The following is a 17,699-nucleotide window of genomic DNA, read 5'->3' as shown; positions in this document are numbered from 1 at the left end:
ACCGGGAATCCGAACGCGTAAGGTGGCGTGCTCGTAGACATCTACGCGCGCATCTACGAGCATGCCACCAACCGCGACGAGGGAGACGCCCCGACCATGCCCGCCACCAGCGGCAACGGCGCCGTGACCCGCAACACCCTGCGGCAGCAGATCGCCGACGCGCTTCGTGACGAGGTGCTGGGCGGGCGGCTGCAGCCGGGCCAGGAGTTCACGGTGAAGGAGATCGCCGAGCAGTACGGCGTTTCCGCTACCCCTGTCCGCGAGGCGCTGGTCGATCTCTCGGCACAGGGCCTGCTGGAGGCGGACCAGCATCGCGGGTTCCGCGTCCACGAGTACTCGCTGGCCGACTACCGCGGCATGGTCGAGGCCCGCAGCCTCGTCTCGGACGGCATGTTCCGCGTCTTCGAGGACAGCCACATCGCCGCCGCACGCTACGCCGACCCCCGTACCGTCGCCGCCCTCGCCGGGGTGCGCCGGCGCGGCGAGGAGGCCCAGCGCGCCGCGGCCGCCGGTGACCTCACCATCCTCATCGGCTACGACCTGCGCTACTGGCGGGAGCTCAGTGCCCTGTTCGGCAACCCCTACCTCGTCGACTTCCTGCACCGGCTGCGCGTCCAGTCCTGGGTGTGCGCGGTACAGCGCCTGCGCCACCACACCGATCTGCGCGGACAGCTGTGGTCGGAGCACACCGAACTGGTCGACGCGCTGGCCCGCCAGGACTTCGTGACCGCGCAGGCCATAGTCGCCACGTACAACGAGCAGTCCCTCGCCGTCATCGAGCGGCTGGCCGCCGGATGAGCGGGCCAAAGCAGCGGACCGTCGACCTCTCCGTCGTCATACCCGCCTACAACGAAGAGCAGCGCCTGGGCCCGACCCTCGACGCCGTGACCGCGTATCTCAGCGTGAACGAGGGCCGCTGGGGCACGTGGGAGGTCGTGGTCGCCGACGACGGCTCGACCGACGGAACGCGCGAGGTCGTGACGGCCCGCACCGACCCCCGCGTCCAGCTCGTCACCAGCCCGCGCAACCGCGGCAAGGGCTCCGCCCTGCGCCTGGGCGTCGCCGCCTCGGTCGGCCGCCGGGTCCTGGTCACGGACGCCGATCTGGCCGCCCCCATCGAGGAGTTGGACCAGCTCGACAAGGAACTCGGCGAAGGAAACGCGGCCGCGATCGGCTCCCGCTCCATACCGGGCTCGACCATCGACAGCCACCAGCACCGGCTGCGCGAACTGGCCGGCCGGGCAGGCAACCTCCTCATACGGCAGGTCGCGGTGCCCGGCATACGCGACACCCAGTGCGGCTTCAAGCTCTTCGAGGGCGACAAGGCCCGCGAGGCCTTCGCCGCGTCCCGGCTCAACGGCTGGGGCATCGACGTAGAGGTCCTCCAGCACTTCCGCCGCTCCGACTGGCCGGTCGCCGAGGTCCCGGTGCGCTGGTCCCACCAGTCAGGATCGAAGGTACGGCCCCTCGACTACGCCCGTGTCCTGGCCGAGCTGACCGTCCTGAAGTCCCGCAGCCTGCGCCCGGCGGACGCCTTCGCGGTGATCCTCTTTCTCCTCATGGCGGTGGCCCTGTACTCGGGCCGCTTCTTCGACCCGGGGAACCGCTACCTCCCGGACTCGCTCCAGGACCAGAACCAGTGGGAGTGGTTCTTCGCGGTCACGGCCGACAGCGTCAGCCACTTCCGCAACCCCCTCTTCACCGACCTCCAAGGCTTCCCCGACGGCGTGAACCTCATGGCCAACACGGTCATGCTGGGCCTGTCGGTCCCCGCCACCCCGATCACGCTCCTGTTCGGCCCGGCGACGGCCCTGAGCCTCGTCATGACACTGGGCCTGGCCGCCACCGCGTCGGCCTGGTACTGGCTGATAGTGAAGCGGGTCGTAAAGCAACGCGCCGCAGCCTTCCTCGGCGCATCGCTCGCGGCCTTCGCCCCACCCATGGTCAGCCACGCCAACGCGCACCCGAACTTCGTGATCCTGTTCATGATCCCGCTGATCATCGACCGCGCCCTGCGCCTGTGCACGGGCGCCCGGGTCCGCCGGGACGGGATCGTGCTCGGCCTGATGGCGGCGTACCAGGTCTTCCTGGGCGAGGAGCCGTTCCTGCTCGCGGCCATGGGCATGCTGATGTTCGCGGCGGCCTACGGGGTCGTACGCCGGGACGTGGCGAAGGAGGCCTGGCGCCCGCTGCTCAAGGGCCTGCTGATCGCGGGCGCGGTCTGTCTCCCGATCGTCGCCTTCCCCCTCTACTGGCAGTTCGCGGGCCCGCAGAGCTACAAGAGCGTCCTGCACGGCGACAACGCGGGCAACAGCCCCCTGGCCCTGCTCTCCTTCTCCGAACGCTCCTGGATGTTCGGCGACCGGGACACGGCCAACGCCCTGTCCCTGAACCCCACCGAACAGAACGCCTTCTACGGCTGGCCGCTGGCCCTGCTCGCCTTCGGGATCGTCGTACGACTGTGGGACCGCGCGCTCGTCAAGGCGCTGGCCTTCACGGCGGTCGCCGCGGCCCTCCTCTCCCTGGGCCCGAAGATCAAGTTCCCGCTCACGGATGTGGTGTTCTCGGGCCCGTGGGCCGTCCTCGCCGACAAACCTCTCTTCGAGTCGGTCATCGAGGGCCGCCTGGCGATGATCTGCGCGCCCGCACTCGGCATCCTGCTCGCCGTCGCGGTCGACCGGCTGGCGGCGACTAGGGCCATGGGCACGCAGTACGTCGGCCTGGTGGCCGTCTGTCTGGCGGTGCTCCCGATCATCCCCGCCCCGCTGAAGGCGGTGGGCCGCGCGGAGGTGCCGGCGTTCATCGCGGACGGAACGTGGCGGTCGTATGTGGGCAAGGGCGAGTCACTGGTCCCGGTGCCGCTGCCCGACCCCGGCAACGCGGAGGCACTGCACTGGCAGACGGTCGCCGGCCTCGGCTTCGACCTCCCCGGCGGCTACTTCAACGGCCCCTACGGCGAGGACCGCGTCGGCATCTACGGCGCCTCCCCCCGCTACACCTCCAACATGCTGCGTGACGTCCGCTACACCGGCGTGGTCCCGGTGATCGGCGAGAACTGGCAGGCGCAGGCCAAGAAGGACTTCGCGTACTGGAACGCGGGTGTGCTGGTGGTGGCCCCGCAGACCAACGCCGACAAGCTGCGCGAGGCGGTGGAGAAGCTGGTGGGCCGTCCCGGTAAGTGGACGGGCGGGGTGTGGGTATGGGACCTGCACAACGGGAGCTGAGCTTGGCCCGGACCGATTACTCTGCCTTGACCACGCACGTGACGACGTACTCGACCACCTGCTGACCGCACTCTGCGAGGAGTCCTCTTTTGGCCTGTGACCTGTGGCTGGTACCGCTCGTCGACGTGTTGTGCCACACGCCAGACAACCCGTTCGCCGAGGAACTCGCGCAATACAACATGGTGCTGGGCGAGGCGGGCCTGCCTCCGGTGCCGGTGTACCAGTACATGCCGGGCCTGTCCGGCGAGGTCGCTCCGGTCGCCGGGTTCGACTACGACGCGCTGCACTTCCTGCGCCGGGCCTACCTCCTCCAGGTCTGCGGACTGCCCGTGACACCGGTGGACGAACTGGGCGGCGACTACGAGCAGTTGCTGGAGATGTTCGAGACGACGGCCCAGCAGTCACACCTGGTCTGGCACTACGACCACGCGGGCGCGTACGTCCCGGTCGACTTCCCGCACCCCTTGTCGAGCGACGAACTCCTCGCGGGCGGAGGCCCGTTGGGCTCGTCGCAGACTCTCCTGAGGGAGCTGGAGTTCGTGGCGGGCGTGATCGGCATCGACGCGACCAACCCCCCGGCGCCCCCGGAACCGCCACGAGCTCCCACGGAGCTGGAGGAGCCCGCCGTACCGCCTCCGTACGACCCCAGCCCCTTCGCGCGCGAGCGTCATGTGTGGCTCGGCCTGCACGCGGCGGCGACGCGGAGTCTGGCGCAGGGGTCGATGATCATCTTCAGCTGAAGTGCAGCTGGGACAACCCCTTCTGCAGGTCTTCGAGGTTCATGATCGGCGTGTAGTACACCTTGGCGCCCAGGTTCATGAAGAACGGCTCGGCGATGGCCGGCATCTGGGAACTGTCCTGCATGTCGAAGACCAGGAAACACGTGCGGTCGCCCTGGTCTGCGGTGAAGTAGGCGGCTTCCGGCTTGATTTGTTCCAGTGTTTCCTGGATCAGCTTGGGCAACGTGCCGTTCCGTATGGCTTCGTTCGAGCTCTCCCGGTCGAGAGTGGCCTTGAGCAACACACGCATGACGCTCTCCTTCCTCTGCACAACCCCAACCCCAGGATATGCCCGATTCGCGAGCCTTGTGAGGTGACTACTCCCGGGGGAGCAGGGCACCCGCCTCCTGCCGTGCGATGCCGCCGAAGGCCTTCCGCCACACGCTGGTGCGAGAGGCGAAAGGCGAATGCCGAAGGGAGACGGCGATGATCGTGGTGACCGGGGCGACAGGGCATGTGGGCGGCGAGCTGGTACGGCGACTGGCGGGCGCCGGTGAGCCGGTACGGGCGATGACGCGCCGCCCGACGCAGGCCGACCTCCCGGCGGGCGTGGAGCGGGTGTACGGCGACGCGGCCGACCCGGCGAGCCTGGACGCGGCGTTCGCGGGGGCGAGCGGGGCGTTCCTGATGTCGGCCCAGGCGATCGGCACGGCACCCGGCCCGACCCACGACCTCGCACTGGCGGAGGCAGCGGCGAGGGCGGGAGTGAGCCGGGTGGTGAAACTGTCGGTGCTGGACGGAGGGGCGGGCACGGACCTGGTGGCCCGTTGGCACGCGGAGGCAGAGGCTTCCGTGACCGACCCGTCCCGCGCATTCGCCTGGACGCTGCTCCGCCCCGGCCGCTTCATGAGCAACGCGCTCCAGTGGGCAGGGCAGTTGCGGGCCGGCGACGAGGTGACGATGCCCTTCGCCGACCGTCCGGCCGCGAGCGTGGACCCGGGTGACCTGGCGGACGTGGCAGTGCTCGCGCTCATGTCCAGCACGAACGAACACGCGGGCGCGACCTACGAGTTGAGCGGCCCCCAGACACTGACGCCGAGGGAGGAGGTGTCGATCCTGGGCAGGGCCCTGAACCGCGACCTGCGGGTGACCGAGATGGGGGCGGAGGCGGCCCGCGCGGCCATGGAGCGGTACGGCTTCCCGACGGAGGTGGTGGACGCGATCATGCGCCGCACGCTGGAGGACGACCGGGGGACGGAGGTACTTCCGACGGTGGAGAAGCTGCTGGGGAGGCCGGCGCGGTCGTTCGGGCAGTGGGTGGGGGTGCATGTGGGGGCGTTCGGGGGGTGAGGGCAGGGGAAGGGCACCCGAAGGCGCCCTTCCCGTGGATCGTCGTCAGCCCCGCTCGACGATGCGGATGGTGCGGATGCCGGTGCCGCGATAGCGCGTGGGTGTCCTGGTCAGGACTGGACGGCCGCGTGGCCACTCCACGGTCGGCAGAGCGAGGTGCAGCACGTGAGCACCGCTCCAGTCCGGCTCGCTCTTGTCGCCCGGCTCCTCGTCCTCCCCGACGGCCGCCGTCCGAAGGCGCTTGCCCACGGCGGCCGCCGCGGCGAAGTCGAGGCCTTCGATGTTGACGGACGGCAGCGCGCCCAGGTGCTCCGCGACCCCGGCCCGCTCGCGCTCGGCGGCGGCCAGACTGAGTGCCGGGATGTAGACGCGTAGCGCGGGATCCTTCTCGGCCTCGACGACCAGCCGGGACGCCATGCTGTTCCCGGCGCCGAGCGCGAGCGCCGCACTGTCGTCGAAGACGATGGCACGCGGCAGCGGATACCGCTCCTCGCCCTGAGCCCCGGTCACTGGACCTCCCCGATGCGCCCGGCCTCAAGATCGGCCCACAGCTTCTCGCCGGCCTTCTCGTCCTCCTCGGTATACGGCCTGCCGAGGAAGTGCTCCTCCACGTACGCCTTGGTCTCCTCGCACCGCTTCCGCAGCTCTTCCTTGGTGGGCGTGGCCCCGGCCAGCTCGGCGATCAGATCGCGCATGGTCATCCCGCGCTCGCGGGCCAGCTCCTGGAGGCGGTCCCGGACGGCGGGGTCGACCTTGATCGTTGTGTCAGCCATGAGCAAAGTATACCGGTGGTATACCGTCTCAGGGCGTTCGAGTGCGATGGTCATCGGCACTCCGTTTCTTTCGAAGGACCCGCCCGTACGGCTGCACGGCCGGGAGTCTGTGTGCCTACGCGGGCGCCAACTGCCCACGCAGCAACGCACGGGCGACAGCGCCACCCCGCCGCGCCGCCTCGCGATACCCGGACGCGCCGGGCGTGCGCAGCTCGACCTCGACGGTCGTGACCGGCCCGGCGGCAGGGGCGGCAGGGCACTTGCGACGCAGACGGTTCTCGACGATGGCGCCCGCCGAGTACATCCGCCGCGGCAGCCCGTCCGTCAACGCGGCCCGCACCTGCGCGCTGCTCGCCCCCGCGTCCCACCACGCCTCCACGAGCGGCGCGAGCCGCAGCGCGTCGGCTCCGCCGAGGGTGAGCCGGGGTTCGGTACGGCCGAGCGAGCCGAGCAACTTGGCGGCGAGGGCGGTGCGTTCACCCGGCTCGGGCGCCGGGTCCGGCTCGACCGGGGCCGGGGCCGGGACCGAGGCCGGGGAGGGAGGTTCTTGCTCCCTGGTCTTTACCCCCGAAGGGGGACCGCCCGATGCCGCGACAGCCAACTCGCCGGAAGCCAGGTTCTGGACTTTTTCCTCTTCACCCGCCGGTGGTTCGTCCTCGTACGGAGTATCGAAAACCTCGTACACGGTGAAGAGTTGCCCCGTCTCCCGGCTCTTCCGCACGACCCGCCGCAGATACCGGGACTCCTCCAGCTCATGCAGGGCGGCAGCGATCCGCGCCCGTCCCTCCTTGCGCTGGTCCGCGAGCGTGCGGATGGTGACGCGGGCGTCGTCGGGGAGACTCAATAGGTACGTCAGTACGCCGACCGCACACCAGGAGATGCTCCGGTCACGGAGAAGGGCGTTGGAGAAGACCGAAAAGGCGCGCGTGGGCGTCGTACGATGAATACGCATGGGAGGTGTTGCTCCTGTGCCAGGCCCCCGGGTGTTGGCGCACCGCGGGGGCGTTCTTTGTTGCCGTGACTCTATGGGTACGCAGAGCGACGATTGCAAGCCGGAACTGGCTTTTCCTGGGCGGAAGTTCGCGTTCTTCACTCCATAGGGTGAAGCGCGGTGTGCAGAAGCAACGCGTGCACGAGGCGATCGGCGGCCGTGGGGCGGTAGCGCCAAGTCAGCGGCCACGTCTGGCCGTCGAGGGCCGGGATCGGGATGAACGAGACGTGGTCCGGGCCGGCGGTGAGGCGGGTGATGCCGGGCGGCCAGGGGCGGTGGGAGACGCTGCCGACGGGGACGAGGAAGTAGACGCCTCGGCGTCCGGTCGCCGTCTCCACGACAGGCCCCGGGTCACCGCCCGTGATGCGCGCGAGGTGATCGGCCACGGCTCGGCCCTCGTCGCCGTCCACCCTGACCGCGTCGAACTGGACGCCTGCCTTGCGGAGTTGGACGCCGGTACGGGGGATCCAGTCCAGGTCACTTTGTGTGTTCATGGGGCCAGTTTCGGCAGGTGAGGCTAGCGTTCTCCATAACTCTGAGTCGTCGGTCGGCCACGGTTGGGTGGGGCCGTCGACCAGTTGAGACCGGTTGAGTTCGGTTGAGTTCGGGGGTGACCGCAATGGCGCGGGCGGAGAACAAAACGGAGGCAGGCGGTACGGCCCACTTGGTCGCCGCCCTGGCGAAAGCGCTGCGGGAGCAACTGGGGCTTTCACAGGAACAGTTGGGCAAGAAGCTCGGCTACACGGCATCGGCGATCAGCGCGATGGAGACGTGTGCGCAGCCCGCGAGCGATCAGATGCTGGTGAGGTTGGAGGAGGTGATCGGGGGCGGGCTGGAGGTCTTCCAGAAGGCGCGCAAGTGGATGCTGCTGGAGAAATACCCGGCACGCTTCCGTGGCTTCTCGGAACTGGAGGCGGGGGCGCTCACGCTCTCGTCGTACGAGACGCTGGTCGTCGACGGCCTGTTCCAGACGGAGGACTACGCACGGGCGTTGATCGGTGGCGGCTATCCACCGGTGTCCGAGGCCAAGCGCGAGGAACTGGTCGAGGCCCGGCTGGCCCGCAGGGCGCTCTTCGATCGGGATCCGGCGCCGTACATCGAGCTGATCCTCGAAGAGAGCGTGCTGCGGCGGCCGTTCGGGAGCTGGGAGATCCTGCGCGGGCAGCTGCGCTCGCTAGCGAAGGACGCGCGGCGGGACAACGTGTGTGTGCAGGTGCTGCCGTTGGATCGCGGGCTGCGCGGGACGTACGCGGGCGACCGTGGTTCCATGAAGCTGGTGGAGACCTCGGAGCACCAGCACGTCGTCTACATGGAGGTCGAGGACCAGGGCATTCTGATCAGCGATCCCTCGGAGGTCTCCCAACTGGCACACCGCTATGCGAGGATCCGGGCACAGGCTCTGAGTCCCGACGACTCGCTGAGCCTCATCGAGCGGTTGGCAGGAGAGGAACGATGAGCGGCACCGGAACCCTTCGGTGGTTCAAGTCCAGCTACAGCGACAGCGGTGGCGGCAACTGCGTCGAGGTCGCCTACGCCTGGCACAAGTCGTCGTACAGCGACGACGGCGGCGGCAACTGCGTCGAGGTCGCCGCCTGCCCCCGAGGCCCCCGCGCCATCCACATCCGCGACTCCAAGAACCCCGACGGCCCCACCCTCACCCTCTCCGGCGATGCCTGGGCCGCGTTCCTCTCCGTGGCTTCCTGAACTTCGGGGATGTAGTGGTCTGGTGGGCATGCCCATGCGTGCCTTCGACGTGACCGCCCCACCAACCCACGACGCCCAGATCTGAAAACGGCTCCGCACGCCGCAGCACAGTGCGACGTGCGGGACCTGCCGGGCTACCGGGCTACCGGCCTACCGGCCTGCGGTCAGAACTTGCCCGCGTTCAGCGTCAGTTGCAGGTGGCGGGTGGTGTCCGAACCCCACTGGCCGTCTACTCCCGCGCCGACCTTCTTCTGGAGGGCCTTGATCGTGTTCGGGCCGACGACGCCGTCCGCGGTCACCTTCAGGTAGCTCTGGAGGGCCTTCTTCGTCAGGGGGCCGAAGGAGCCGTCTACGGAGAGCTTGGCGCCGTGGGAGTTCAGTGAGCGCTGGAGTGCGGCGCAGGTCGCGGGGCCGAACTGGCCGTCTACCGTGAGTTTTCCGGCGGCCGGCGGGCGCGGGGTGGGTTGCGTCGGCTTGGTGCCGCCCTTTAGTGCGGCCTTCATCATGGCCGCCGAGGCCGGGCCGTACACGCCGTCCACCGAGAGGCCGTACTTCTTCTGGAAGGCCTTCACGGCCGTCTCCGTGGCGGGGCCGAAGTCGCCGTCGACGACCAGCTTCGACGCCATGACCGTGTTGAGGTTCTGCTGGAGGGTCTTGACGGCGGCGCCCTTCGAGCCGCGGCGCAGCATGCCGTCGGTGGAGGGCAGCGGCTGGGCGTTGCCGTAGGAGGGGCGGCCGTAGCCCACGATCTCGGAGGAGTAGCGGTCCCGGCGCATCACCTTGTCGCTGGTGTTGCCCTCGATGGTGGTGATCTTGCCGCTGGAGTGCACGGCCTCCACGACGCCGACGTGGTCGATGTTGTTGATGGACCGGGTGCCGCTCCAGTCGAAGAACACGATGTCGCCCGCGCGGATGCCGCCGACCCCGTAGTGCCAACGGCCCTTGTTCTGGAAGGCCTTCGCGTGCGCGACCGTCCACGCGAACTTGCCCATCACCGCGCTCAGGTTGTCCGAGTGTGCGGCGGCGTAGCTGACGGTCATGTCGCACCACGCGTCGTTCATGCCGTACCACTTGGTGATGAAGTTGGTGTTCGAGCCGGGCGGAGTCTCACCGGTGCCGATCAGCTTGCGCATCTGCGCGAGCATTCCCTCGACGGATCCCATGTCATAGCCCCCCGTTCTCGGGGAAGGCAGTGATGTCGCCCTTGACTACGGCCTTCGGGTCCTGGCTCACCTTGCTCTGGTCCGGGTCGACGTCGAACACCCCGGCGCCGCCACGCGGTTCCACCGGCTTCTGCTCGCTCGCCGCCGCGGCGGCGACCGCTTCGTTCTCGGCCATACGGTTCCCCCATGGATGTGGTCGTGGCAGGGCACACCCCCGTGCCTGCCCTTATCCCTGAGTCTGCTGAGCCGTGAGGTGACTGTCGTTGGCAGCGCGCGCACTGTTTGTTGGCGGACAGCGCACCCGGAAAGCCGTCGGGGCGATGCCGTACGCGGTGCGGAACGCCCTGCTGAAATCGGCGGGTTGCGGGAATCCCCAGCGTGCGGCGACGACATGGACGGGCAGCTGGGCCAGGCGTGGATCGGCCAGGTCCCGCCGGCACCGCTCCAGCCGTTGCGCCTTGATCCAGGCGGCCACGGTCAGGCCCTGGCGCTGGAAGAGACGGTGCAGATAGCGGGTGGATATGTGGTGCGCGGCTGCGACGTCGTCGGGCGTGAGGCGGCCGTCGCCGAGATGCTGGAGGACGTAGGCCTGGATGCGCGGGAGGAGGGGCTCGCTCCGCTGCTCCCCCGGCCCCAAGTCCAGTAGCGCACCCGTGAGTTCGAGTACGGCGAGGCCCAGCCGCCGCTGGTCGGCGGGCCGGTACGGCGTGGTGTCCCTCGCCAGCCCGGTGAGAAACCCGGCGACCAGCGCGCCCGGTCCCTCCCGCCCGGTCAGCGCCCGTGCCACGCAGAGCGCCGGGTCGCCCGGCACCGTGGGCAGATGGGCGGTGACGACCGTGTTCCGGGTGGCGGTGAACGCCATCCGGAACGGACGGCTGCCGTCGAGCAGCACCAGATCCCCGCGGTCGACCCGCGTGGACCTGCCCTCCTGTTCGAGCACGAGCGCACCGGCCAGCAGCAGTGCGAGGTGATACCGGGGACCGGACAGGGAACCGAGCCCGGCGCCCCGTAACTCCACCGCCGGGCAGCGCACGGCGGACACCCACACGCCGCCCAGCTCCCGCACACTCCCCGGCCTGCCCAGCTCCCGTGTCCAGCCTTCCGCGTCCATCGGTCCCCCCGAGGTCAATGAATACGCCTGGTACAAGAGTTACCAAGAACGCGTAAACATGCGATGGACGCGGAGTCCCACGACTGTCAGAACACCGCCGTCCCGTCCTGCGTCAGCTTCCAGTTGGTGACCGCGAAGTCCGCCGGGTTCAGCGTGCCCTTGGCCGTCACGTAGTCGATCATCAGCTGGCGGACCTCGTTGGTGGAGCTGTACGCGATGTCCGCGTCCGCGATGTGCGGGTAGCCGGAGCCGCCGTTGGCGCGGTAGTTGTTGACGGCGACGACGAAGACCTGGTCGTCGGTGACCGAAGTGCCGTTGTAGGCCAGGTTCTTGATGCGGGAGCCCTCGGCCTGCGCGATGTCGATGTCGTACGAGACGCCCGCGGCCGCGTCGTACATGTAGTCCCAGAAATTGTTGGCGTTGGTGAGGGTGGCGGTGTCCACCTTCGTTCCGGTGGGGACCTGGTGGTAGTACTTCGCCGCGTACTCCAGGTAGTCCTTGAGCTGGGCGCCCGTGAGTTTCTTGCCGTACAGGGTGTTGTCGTAGATGTAGAGGCCGGCGACGTCGCGGATCGTCACGTCGCCCTTGGGAATGTCGGCCGTGCGGCTGAAGGACGCGGCGACGGAGATCAGCGGGAGGGCCGCGTCGGAGGTCGACAGGCCCGCCTTCACCGCGTCCATCTGTACCTGGTGGACGAAGTCCATGGCGGCGGTGTCCTTCCAGCAGGACTCCGCGGCCGACAGCTCCTCGGTACACGTGCCGACGGCCGTGTTGACGTACTCGACGACCAAGTCATGGTCGGCCTTGAGGAGTTCGGTGATCTCCGCGTCCTCCTCGACCGTGTTGCTGTTGAGGGTCTGCGCCTTGGTGCTGGTCACCTTCCACTGGCCGCGGACGAGTTCCAGCTCGAAGTCGAAGACCGTCAGGCGCATGCCCCAGCAGTACGGCTCGGAGAGGATGACTTCCTTGCCGGTCTCCGTGTTCTTCACCGTGTAGGAGGAGACCTCGGTGTGCGTGTGTCCGACCAGGATCGCGTCGATTCCGGGGACCTGCTCGGCGACGAGGTTCGACGCGTTCTCGACGTAGGGGAGTTCGTCGCCGTACGACGAACTGCCGTCCAGGCCCGAGTGGTCGGTGAGGAAGACGACGTCGCAGCCGAGGGCGCGCATGCGCGGGACGTACTTCTTCGCCTGCTCGACCAGGCCCGGGAAGACCATCTTGCCGCTGACGTTGTCCTTGTCCCACAGGGCGATTCCGGGGTTGGTCAGGCCGAGGATGCCGACCTTGATGTCCGGGGCGCCGGGGACGCGTATGCACTTCACGGTGAACGGCTGGAAGGCCGGCAGAAGCGTCTTGGCGTCCAGCGCGTTCGCGCCGAGCAGCGGGAAGTGGCACTGCTTCTCGAACTTGCGCAGCAGGTCGATGCCGTAGTTGAACTCGTGGTTGCCGAGGGCGGCGGCGTCGTAGAGCATGGCATTCATCGCCACGGCCATCGGGTGCTTGGGGCCGTTCTTGCCGTCCGTGCCGGTGATCGGGTCCACGCGCGCGTAGTAGTACGCCAGTGAGGTGCCCTGAATGATGTCGCCGGCGTCGACGAGCAGCACGCGGTCCTCGCCCTTCGCCTCGCGCTGCTGCTTGATGAGCGTGGCGACACGGGCCACGCCCGTCTTGTTGCCCTTGCTGTCGCTGTAGGCGGCGTTCTTGTAGTAGTCCCAGTCGAAGACGTGGCTGTGCAGGTCGGTGGTGCCCAGGATGGAGAACGACCAGGTCTTCGGCGCCTTGGCCGGCTTGCGGTCGGCGGCTTGCGCGGCGGGCGCCGCGACCGATCCCGCGACGGCCACGGCGGCGCCGGTGACCGCCGACTTCTTCACGAAGTCCCGGCGGTTGAGCGGATTGACGGGCATAGGGGGTCTCCTGGGCTGGGGCTGGCTCGGGGTACGGCGGAGGCGAGTGTGACTACACGCGTAGATCGTGGCCGTGCCGAACGCCCGTCGGAACCAGAGGGAGCCCATGTCCAGGTCAAGTAAGAGTCATCCCCCGGCGGGCCGAAGCCCGCCGGGGGATGGGGTGTTACCAGCTCGTGTACGGAACGTCAGTACTAGACGAACGAGTTGATCTCGATCGTCTCGTCCCGGCCCGGGCCCACGCCGATCGCGGAGATCGGAGCGCCGGACATGTCCTCCAGGGCCTTGACGTAGTCCTGGGCGTTCTTCGGGAGGTCGTCGAAGGTCTTGGCCTTCGTGATGTTCTCCGACCAGCCGGGGAGATACTCGTAGACGGGCTTCGCGTGGTGGAAGTCGGTCTGGGAGTACGGGAGTTCCTCGACGCGCTTGCCGTCGATCTCGTAGGCGACGCAGACCGGGATCTGCTCCCAGCCGGTCAGGACGTCCAGCTTCGTGAGGAAGAAGTCCGTCAGACCGTTGACCCGGGTCGCGTACCGCGCGATGACCGCGTCGAACCAGCCGCAGCGACGGTCGCGGCCCGTCGTGACGCCCCGCTCGTGGCCGATGCGGCGCAGCGCCTCGCCGTCCTTGTCGAACAGCTCGGTCGGGAAGGGGCCCGAGCCGACGCGCGTCGTGTACGCCTTGAGGATGCCGATGACCCGGCTGATCTTCGTCGGGCCGACGCCTGCGCCCGTGCACGCGCCACCGGCGGTGGGGTTGGAGGACGTGACGAAGGGATAGGTCCCGTGGTCGATGTCAAGGAGCGTGCCCTGGCCGCCCTCGAAGAGGACCACCTTGTCGTCCTCGAGGGCCTGGTTGAGGATCAGGACCGTGTCGGCGACGTACGGCTTGATCTGCTCGGCGTAGCCCAGCAGCTCCTCGACGACCTGCTCGGCCGTGATCGCGCGGCGGTTGTAGAGCTTGGTGAGGACCTGGTTCTTGACGTCGAGGGCCGCCTCGACCTTCTGGAGCAGGATCGACTCGTCGTACAGGTCCTGTACGCGGATGCCGACGCGGTTGATCTTGTCCGCGTAGGTCGGGCCGATGCCACGGCCGGTGGTGCCGATCTTCCGCTTCCCGAGGAAGCGTTCCGTCACCTTGTCCACAGTCACGTTGTACGACGTGATGATGTGGGCGTTTCCGCTGATCAGCAGCTTGGACGTGTCGACGCCACGCTCGTTCAGACCGCTCAGCTCGGAGAGCAGGACCGACGGGTCGATGACGACACCGTTGCCGATGACCGGCGTGCACTCAGGGGTGAGGATCCCGGAAGGGAGAAGGTGAAGGGCGTACTTCTGATCGCCCACGACTACCGTGTGGCCGGCGTTGTTGCCGCCCTGGTAGCGCACCACATAGTCGACGGAGCCGCCTAGCAGGTCCGTCGCCTTTCCCTTGCCTTCGTCACCCCACTGAGCACCGAGCAGCACAAGTGCGGGCACGCGCGTACACCCCTTCCGGGCGGGGCATGTCCAAGGTCAGGGGCGCACGCCACGCAGCCTGTGCAGGGCACAGCCTGTGGTGCGTACGCACACCGGCGACCTTCGTTGGCCGCAACCCGTCGGACCGGATGCCCCGGAATAGACGAAGCCCCTGGCGCAATAGCGCAAGGGGCTCTTGCACAAAGATGCTACCCGAGGAAGCGAGGCATGACCGAGGTGGCGACTTCCGACCAGCTTCTGGTGGTCATCGACCCGGTCGCTTTGCGCACGGACGGCGAGTCCGTACGGATCGCGAAAGACGTGCTCAGCGGGGGTGCGGCGACGAAAGTGTGCCAGCCGGACGGGCCTGAGGAATTTGCCCGGGCGCTGGCGAAACGGGGTTCTCGGCGGCCTGTGGTTGTGGGGGACGACCGGACTTTGCTGCGGACCGTCTCCCTGCTGCACCGGCAGCGGGAGCTGGCCGCGTGCGGGCTTTCGCTCGTGCCGGTGGGGTGTGGTGGCTCGGTTTCGCTGGCGCAGGCCCTCGGGGTGCCCACGGGGGCCGTGGCTGCCGCGCGGGCCGTGCTGGACGGGGTCGAGCGGCGGCTTGATCTGCTCGTGGACGACAGTGACGGGGTGGTGCTTGGCGCGTTGCGGATTCCGCCGGTCGCTCCGCGGGAGGAGCCGGTGGAGGCGGAGGCCGGGCGTCCCTGGCTGCGGACCTGCCAGTCCCTCGTACGGACCCTGGTGCCGACCCGGCCCGCGCGGGAACCCGCCCTGCCCGCTTCCCGGCCCTCCCGGCTGAGGCTGGAGGTCGACGGGATCACGCTGGTGGACCTGAACCAGCCGGTGGAGTCGGTGTCGGTGACGCCGGGCGGCTCGGGCGTGGCCGAGGTCGAGGTGCGGCCGGTGTCGGTGGGGGCGGAGGCCTCCCCGCTGCGGGCCTCCGGGATGACGGTGACCGTCGCCGGGGCGGCCTTCCGATACCGGGCGGATTCGGTGGTGAGCGGGCCTGTGCGGACTCGGACGTGGGTGGTTCGGGAGGGGGCGTGGGGGTTGACGTTGCCGAAGTAGTCTTCGCGCCGTCCCCAGGGGGCAGCGCGACGGTCAGGTGAGGTGCGCCGGACCGTCCGACTCGTCCTTCAGACCCACCCCCGTCGCCCCCAACACCCTTGCCCTCCGCATAAGCGCCCCCAACTTCCCCGCCGCCGCCTCATACGTCAGCCCCAGCGGCGGCCGAATGTTGGACAGGCAGTTGCGGTCGGCATCCGTCGTCGTGCCCGGCACAGGCTCGTACGTCAGATACGCCCCCAGCGAGTCCGCCGCCGACATACCGGGGCGTTCGCCAACGAGGACCACCACCATCGCCGCCCCCATGGCCTGGGCGATGTCGTCACCGAGGGCCACTCGGGCCTGTTCGGCCAGGACCACCGGGGCCACGCGCCACTCCCCCGGCAGCAGAGCAGTCGTGGCCCGCACCATCGCCGCCGCGTGCTCGTGCACGGCCCTGCTGGACAGCCCGTCGGCGACCACGAAGACGACGTCCCAGTCATCGCGGGGCAGATGCGCCCGGTCCGCCGGATCGAGGCGGCGGCCAAGGTCGGGACGCTGGAGGTACACCAGCCGGTCGGGCGCCGCACTGCGCACGCGGATCGTCGGGATGCCCGTCAGCGCGGACGCCACCACGTCCGGGTCGAAGGGTGAGTGCACGGCATCCCGGGCGGCGGCGTGCGCGGCCTGGAGTTCCAGGCGGTGCCGGGTCGGCAGGCCGGCGCCCGCACGGCCGAGCCCGATACGAGCCTGAGTGTGCTGTCGTAGGGCCGCCCACATGGCGTCGTCGGACTCGGGTGCCACCAAGGCCCGTACCAGAGAAGCGAGTTGACTGTCCGTCATGCTGCCAGCTCCCGTCCGATCGCCGTCAGTGGATGCGCCCCGGCCGTGCCCGACACGTCACGGATCGCGCCCCGTTCGTCCAGCAGGCCGATGCGTTCCAGCCACGCCTCGAACTCCGGCGCCGGCCGCAGCCCCAGTACCTGCCGCAGGTACAGCGCGTCGTGGTACGAGGCCGACTGGTAGTTCAGCATGATGTCGTCGCCGCCCGGCGTGCAGATCACGAAGGACGCCCCGGCGACGCCGAGCATCGTCAGCATCGTGGCCACGTCGTCGTCATCGGCGTCGGCGTGGTTGGTGTAGCAGATGTCGAGGCCCATGGGCAGGCCGAGCAGCTTGCCGCAGAAGTGGTCCTCCAGAGCCGCGCGGAGGATCTGGCGGCCGTCGTACAGGTACTCCGGGCCGATGAAGCCCACCACCGTGTTCACCAGCAGCGGGTCGTAGCGCCGCGCCACCGCGTACGCCCGCGCCTCCACCGTCTGCTGGTCCACCCCGTGATGCGCGTCGGCGGACAGCGCACTGCCCTGCCCCGTCTCGAAGTAGAGGGCGTTCGACCCGACAGTCCCCCGCCCCATCCCCTTCGCCGCCTCGTACGCCTCGTCCAGCAGCCCCAGGGTCACGCCGAAGGACGCGTTCGCCGCCTGCGTACCGGCGATGGACTGGAACACCAGGTCGACCGGAGCGCCCCGTTCCATCAGGTCGATGCTCGTCGTCACGTGGCACAGGACGCAGGACTGGGTGGGGATGTCGTAGCGCTGGATCACCCCGTCGAGGAGTTCCAGCAGATCCCGTACCGCCTTGGGACTGTCGGTCGCCGGGTTGATGCCGATCACCGCGTCACCGGAGCCCAGCAGCAGCCCGTCCAGCAGGGCCGCGGCCACACCCGCCGGGTCATCCGTCGGATGGTTCGGCTGCAACCTGGTCGCCAGCCGCCCCGGCAGCCCGATCGTCGACCGGAACGCCGTCACCACCCGCACTTTCCGCGCCACCGCGACCAGGTCGGCGTTCCCCATCAGCTTGGACACCGCAGCGACCATCTCCGGCGTCAGCCCGGGCGACACGGCGGCCAGCGCCCGCGCGTCCGCCGCCTCCGACAGCAGCCATTCCCGGAACTCGCCCACCGACATGCCCGCCACCGGCGCGAAGGCCACGGTGTCGTGCGTGTCGACGATCAGACGGGTCACGTCGTCGTCCTCGTACGGGATCACCGGCTCGGCCAGGAAGGCCGCCAGCGGCACGTCCGCCAGCGCCCAGCGCGCCGCGACCCGCTCCTGCGCCGACGCGGCGGCGAGGCCGGCGAGGCGGTCGCCGGAGCGTTCGGGGCTCGCGGCGGCGAGCAGGCGCGCGAGGGAGTCGAAGCGGTAGCGGTGGCCGCCGAGGGTGGAGGAGTACGTACTGCTGCTCATGTCGGCG

Annotated in this window: 19 protein-coding genes; 7 read left to right on the top strand and 12 right to left on the bottom strand. The window is 69.2% G+C overall.

Going from position 1 to position 17,699, the window contains the following annotated elements:
* Nucleotides 1-96 precede the first annotated feature (96 nt).
* From AC5DRG_RS29275 to AC5DRG_RS29265, 3 genes are all read left to right on the top strand, one after another.
* Nucleotides 97-798 (top strand): GntR family transcriptional regulator, encoded by a 702-nt coding sequence (locus tag AC5DRG_RS29275; protein WP_491813192.1) that lies wholly within the window; start codon nucleotides 97-99, stop codon nucleotides 796-798.
* Entirely contained in the window at nucleotides 795-3,224 is a 2,430-nt protein-coding gene (locus tag AC5DRG_RS29270; protein WP_491802433.1) for a dolichyl-phosphate beta-glucosyltransferase, read from the top strand. Before AC5DRG_RS29275 ends, AC5DRG_RS29270 begins: the two co-directional genes overlap by 4 nt.
* 89 nt (nucleotides 3,225-3,313) lie before the next feature.
* Entirely contained in the window at nucleotides 3,314-3,964 is a 651-nt protein-coding gene (locus tag AC5DRG_RS29265) for a putative DNA-mimic protein (protein WP_491802432.1), read from the top strand.
* On the opposite strand, the gene AC5DRG_RS29260 is transcribed toward AC5DRG_RS29265, so the two are convergent.
* Entirely contained in the window at nucleotides 3,957-4,253 is a 297-nt protein-coding gene (locus tag AC5DRG_RS29260; protein WP_491802431.1) for a hypothetical protein, read from the bottom strand. The two genes, AC5DRG_RS29265 and AC5DRG_RS29260, sit on opposite strands and share 8 nt — an antisense overlap.
* Before the next feature lie 176 nt (nucleotides 4,254-4,429).
* Here AC5DRG_RS29260 and AC5DRG_RS29255 point away from each other — a divergent pair, with 176 nt between their 5' ends.
* Nucleotides 4,430-5,293: an SDR family oxidoreductase gene (locus tag AC5DRG_RS29255; protein ID WP_491802430.1), complete on the top strand. Its 864-nt coding sequence runs from the start codon at nucleotides 4,430-4,432 to the stop codon at nucleotides 5,291-5,293.
* Nucleotides 5,294-5,338: 45 nt separating this feature from the next.
* Here AC5DRG_RS29255 and AC5DRG_RS29250 read toward each other — a convergent pair whose 3' ends face one another.
* The 4 genes from AC5DRG_RS29250 to AC5DRG_RS29235 form a co-directional block, all read right to left on the bottom strand.
* Nucleotides 5,339-5,803: a PIN domain-containing protein gene (locus tag AC5DRG_RS29250; protein ID WP_491802428.1), complete on the bottom strand. Its 465-nt coding sequence runs from the start codon at nucleotides 5,801-5,803 to the stop codon at nucleotides 5,339-5,341.
* Nucleotides 5,800-6,066, bottom strand: coding sequence for a cupin domain-containing protein (locus tag AC5DRG_RS29245; RefSeq protein ID WP_491802427.1), 267 nt, complete (start codon nucleotides 6,064-6,066; stop codon nucleotides 5,800-5,802). The genes AC5DRG_RS29250 and AC5DRG_RS29245 overlap by 4 nt, the downstream gene beginning before the upstream one ends.
* 115 nt (nucleotides 6,067-6,181) lie before the next feature.
* On the bottom strand, nucleotides 6,182-7,018 hold the full coding sequence (locus AC5DRG_RS29240; RefSeq protein WP_491802426.1) for a hypothetical protein: 837 nt from the start codon (nucleotides 7,016-7,018) through the stop codon (nucleotides 6,182-6,184).
* A gap of 137 nt (nucleotides 7,019-7,155) precedes the next feature.
* Nucleotides 7,156-7,551: a hypothetical protein gene (locus AC5DRG_RS29235; protein WP_491802425.1), complete on the bottom strand. Its 396-nt coding sequence runs from the start codon at nucleotides 7,549-7,551 to the stop codon at nucleotides 7,156-7,158.
* A gap of 125 nt (nucleotides 7,552-7,676) precedes the next feature.
* Here AC5DRG_RS29235 and AC5DRG_RS29230 point away from each other — a divergent pair, with 125 nt between their 5' ends.
* Both AC5DRG_RS29230 and AC5DRG_RS29225 read left to right on the top strand, forming a co-directional pair.
* Nucleotides 7,677-8,513, top strand: coding sequence for a helix-turn-helix domain-containing protein (locus tag AC5DRG_RS29230; RefSeq protein WP_491813191.1), 837 nt, complete (start codon nucleotides 7,677-7,679; stop codon nucleotides 8,511-8,513).
* Nucleotides 8,510-8,761, top strand: coding sequence for a DUF397 domain-containing protein (locus AC5DRG_RS29225; RefSeq protein WP_491802424.1), 252 nt, complete (start codon nucleotides 8,510-8,512; stop codon nucleotides 8,759-8,761). Before AC5DRG_RS29230 ends, AC5DRG_RS29225 begins: the two co-directional genes overlap by 4 nt.
* 164 nt (nucleotides 8,762-8,925) lie before the next feature.
* On the opposite strand, the gene AC5DRG_RS29220 is transcribed toward AC5DRG_RS29225, so the two are convergent.
* The 5 genes from AC5DRG_RS29220 to AC5DRG_RS29200 form a co-directional block, all read right to left on the bottom strand.
* Nucleotides 8,926-9,924, bottom strand: a complete 999-nt coding sequence (locus AC5DRG_RS29220; RefSeq protein WP_491802423.1) for a peptidoglycan-binding protein — start codon at nucleotides 9,922-9,924, stop codon at nucleotides 8,926-8,928.
* A gap of 1 nt (nucleotide 9,925) precedes the next feature.
* Nucleotides 9,926-10,099, bottom strand: coding sequence for a hypothetical protein (locus AC5DRG_RS29215; RefSeq protein ID WP_491802422.1), 174 nt, complete (start codon nucleotides 10,097-10,099; stop codon nucleotides 9,926-9,928).
* 51 nt (nucleotides 10,100-10,150) lie between these two features.
* Entirely contained in the window at nucleotides 10,151-11,035 is an 885-nt protein-coding gene (locus AC5DRG_RS29210; protein WP_491802421.1) for a helix-turn-helix domain-containing protein, read from the bottom strand.
* 86 nt (nucleotides 11,036-11,121) lie between these two features.
* Nucleotides 11,122-12,939, bottom strand: coding sequence for a bifunctional metallophosphatase/5'-nucleotidase (locus AC5DRG_RS29205; RefSeq protein WP_491802420.1), 1,818 nt, complete (start codon nucleotides 12,937-12,939; stop codon nucleotides 11,122-11,124).
* A gap of 194 nt (nucleotides 12,940-13,133) precedes the next feature.
* Nucleotides 13,134-14,417, bottom strand: a complete 1,284-nt coding sequence (locus AC5DRG_RS29200; RefSeq protein ID WP_491802419.1) for an adenylosuccinate synthase — start codon at nucleotides 14,415-14,417, stop codon at nucleotides 13,134-13,136.
* A gap of 207 nt (nucleotides 14,418-14,624) precedes the next feature.
* Here AC5DRG_RS29200 and AC5DRG_RS29195 point away from each other — a divergent pair, with 207 nt between their 5' ends.
* Complete coding sequence (locus tag AC5DRG_RS29195; RefSeq protein ID WP_491802418.1) at nucleotides 14,625-15,470, top strand: diacylglycerol kinase family protein; 846 nt, start codon at nucleotides 14,625-14,627, stop codon at nucleotides 15,468-15,470.
* A gap of 33 nt (nucleotides 15,471-15,503) precedes the next feature.
* Here AC5DRG_RS29195 and eutC read toward each other — a convergent pair whose 3' ends face one another.
* Together eutC and AC5DRG_RS29185 are read right to left on the bottom strand one after the other, a co-directional pair.
* Complete coding sequence (gene eutC / locus AC5DRG_RS29190) at nucleotides 15,504-16,289, bottom strand: ethanolamine ammonia-lyase subunit EutC (protein WP_491802417.1); 786 nt, start codon at nucleotides 16,287-16,289, stop codon at nucleotides 15,504-15,506.
* A complete protein-coding gene (locus AC5DRG_RS29185) occupies nucleotides 16,286-17,692 on the bottom strand; it encodes an ethanolamine ammonia-lyase subunit EutB (RefSeq protein ID WP_491802416.1) in 1,407 nt (468 codons plus the stop codon). The genes eutC and AC5DRG_RS29185 overlap by 4 nt, the downstream gene beginning before the upstream one ends.
* Nucleotides 17,693-17,699: the final 7 nt, after the last annotated feature.

Source organism: Streptomyces sp. JLBG701 (assembly GCF_058544905.1).
The sequence above is the reverse complement of the archived record's forward strand: the minus strand, read 5'-3'. Positions and strand labels throughout refer to the sequence as shown.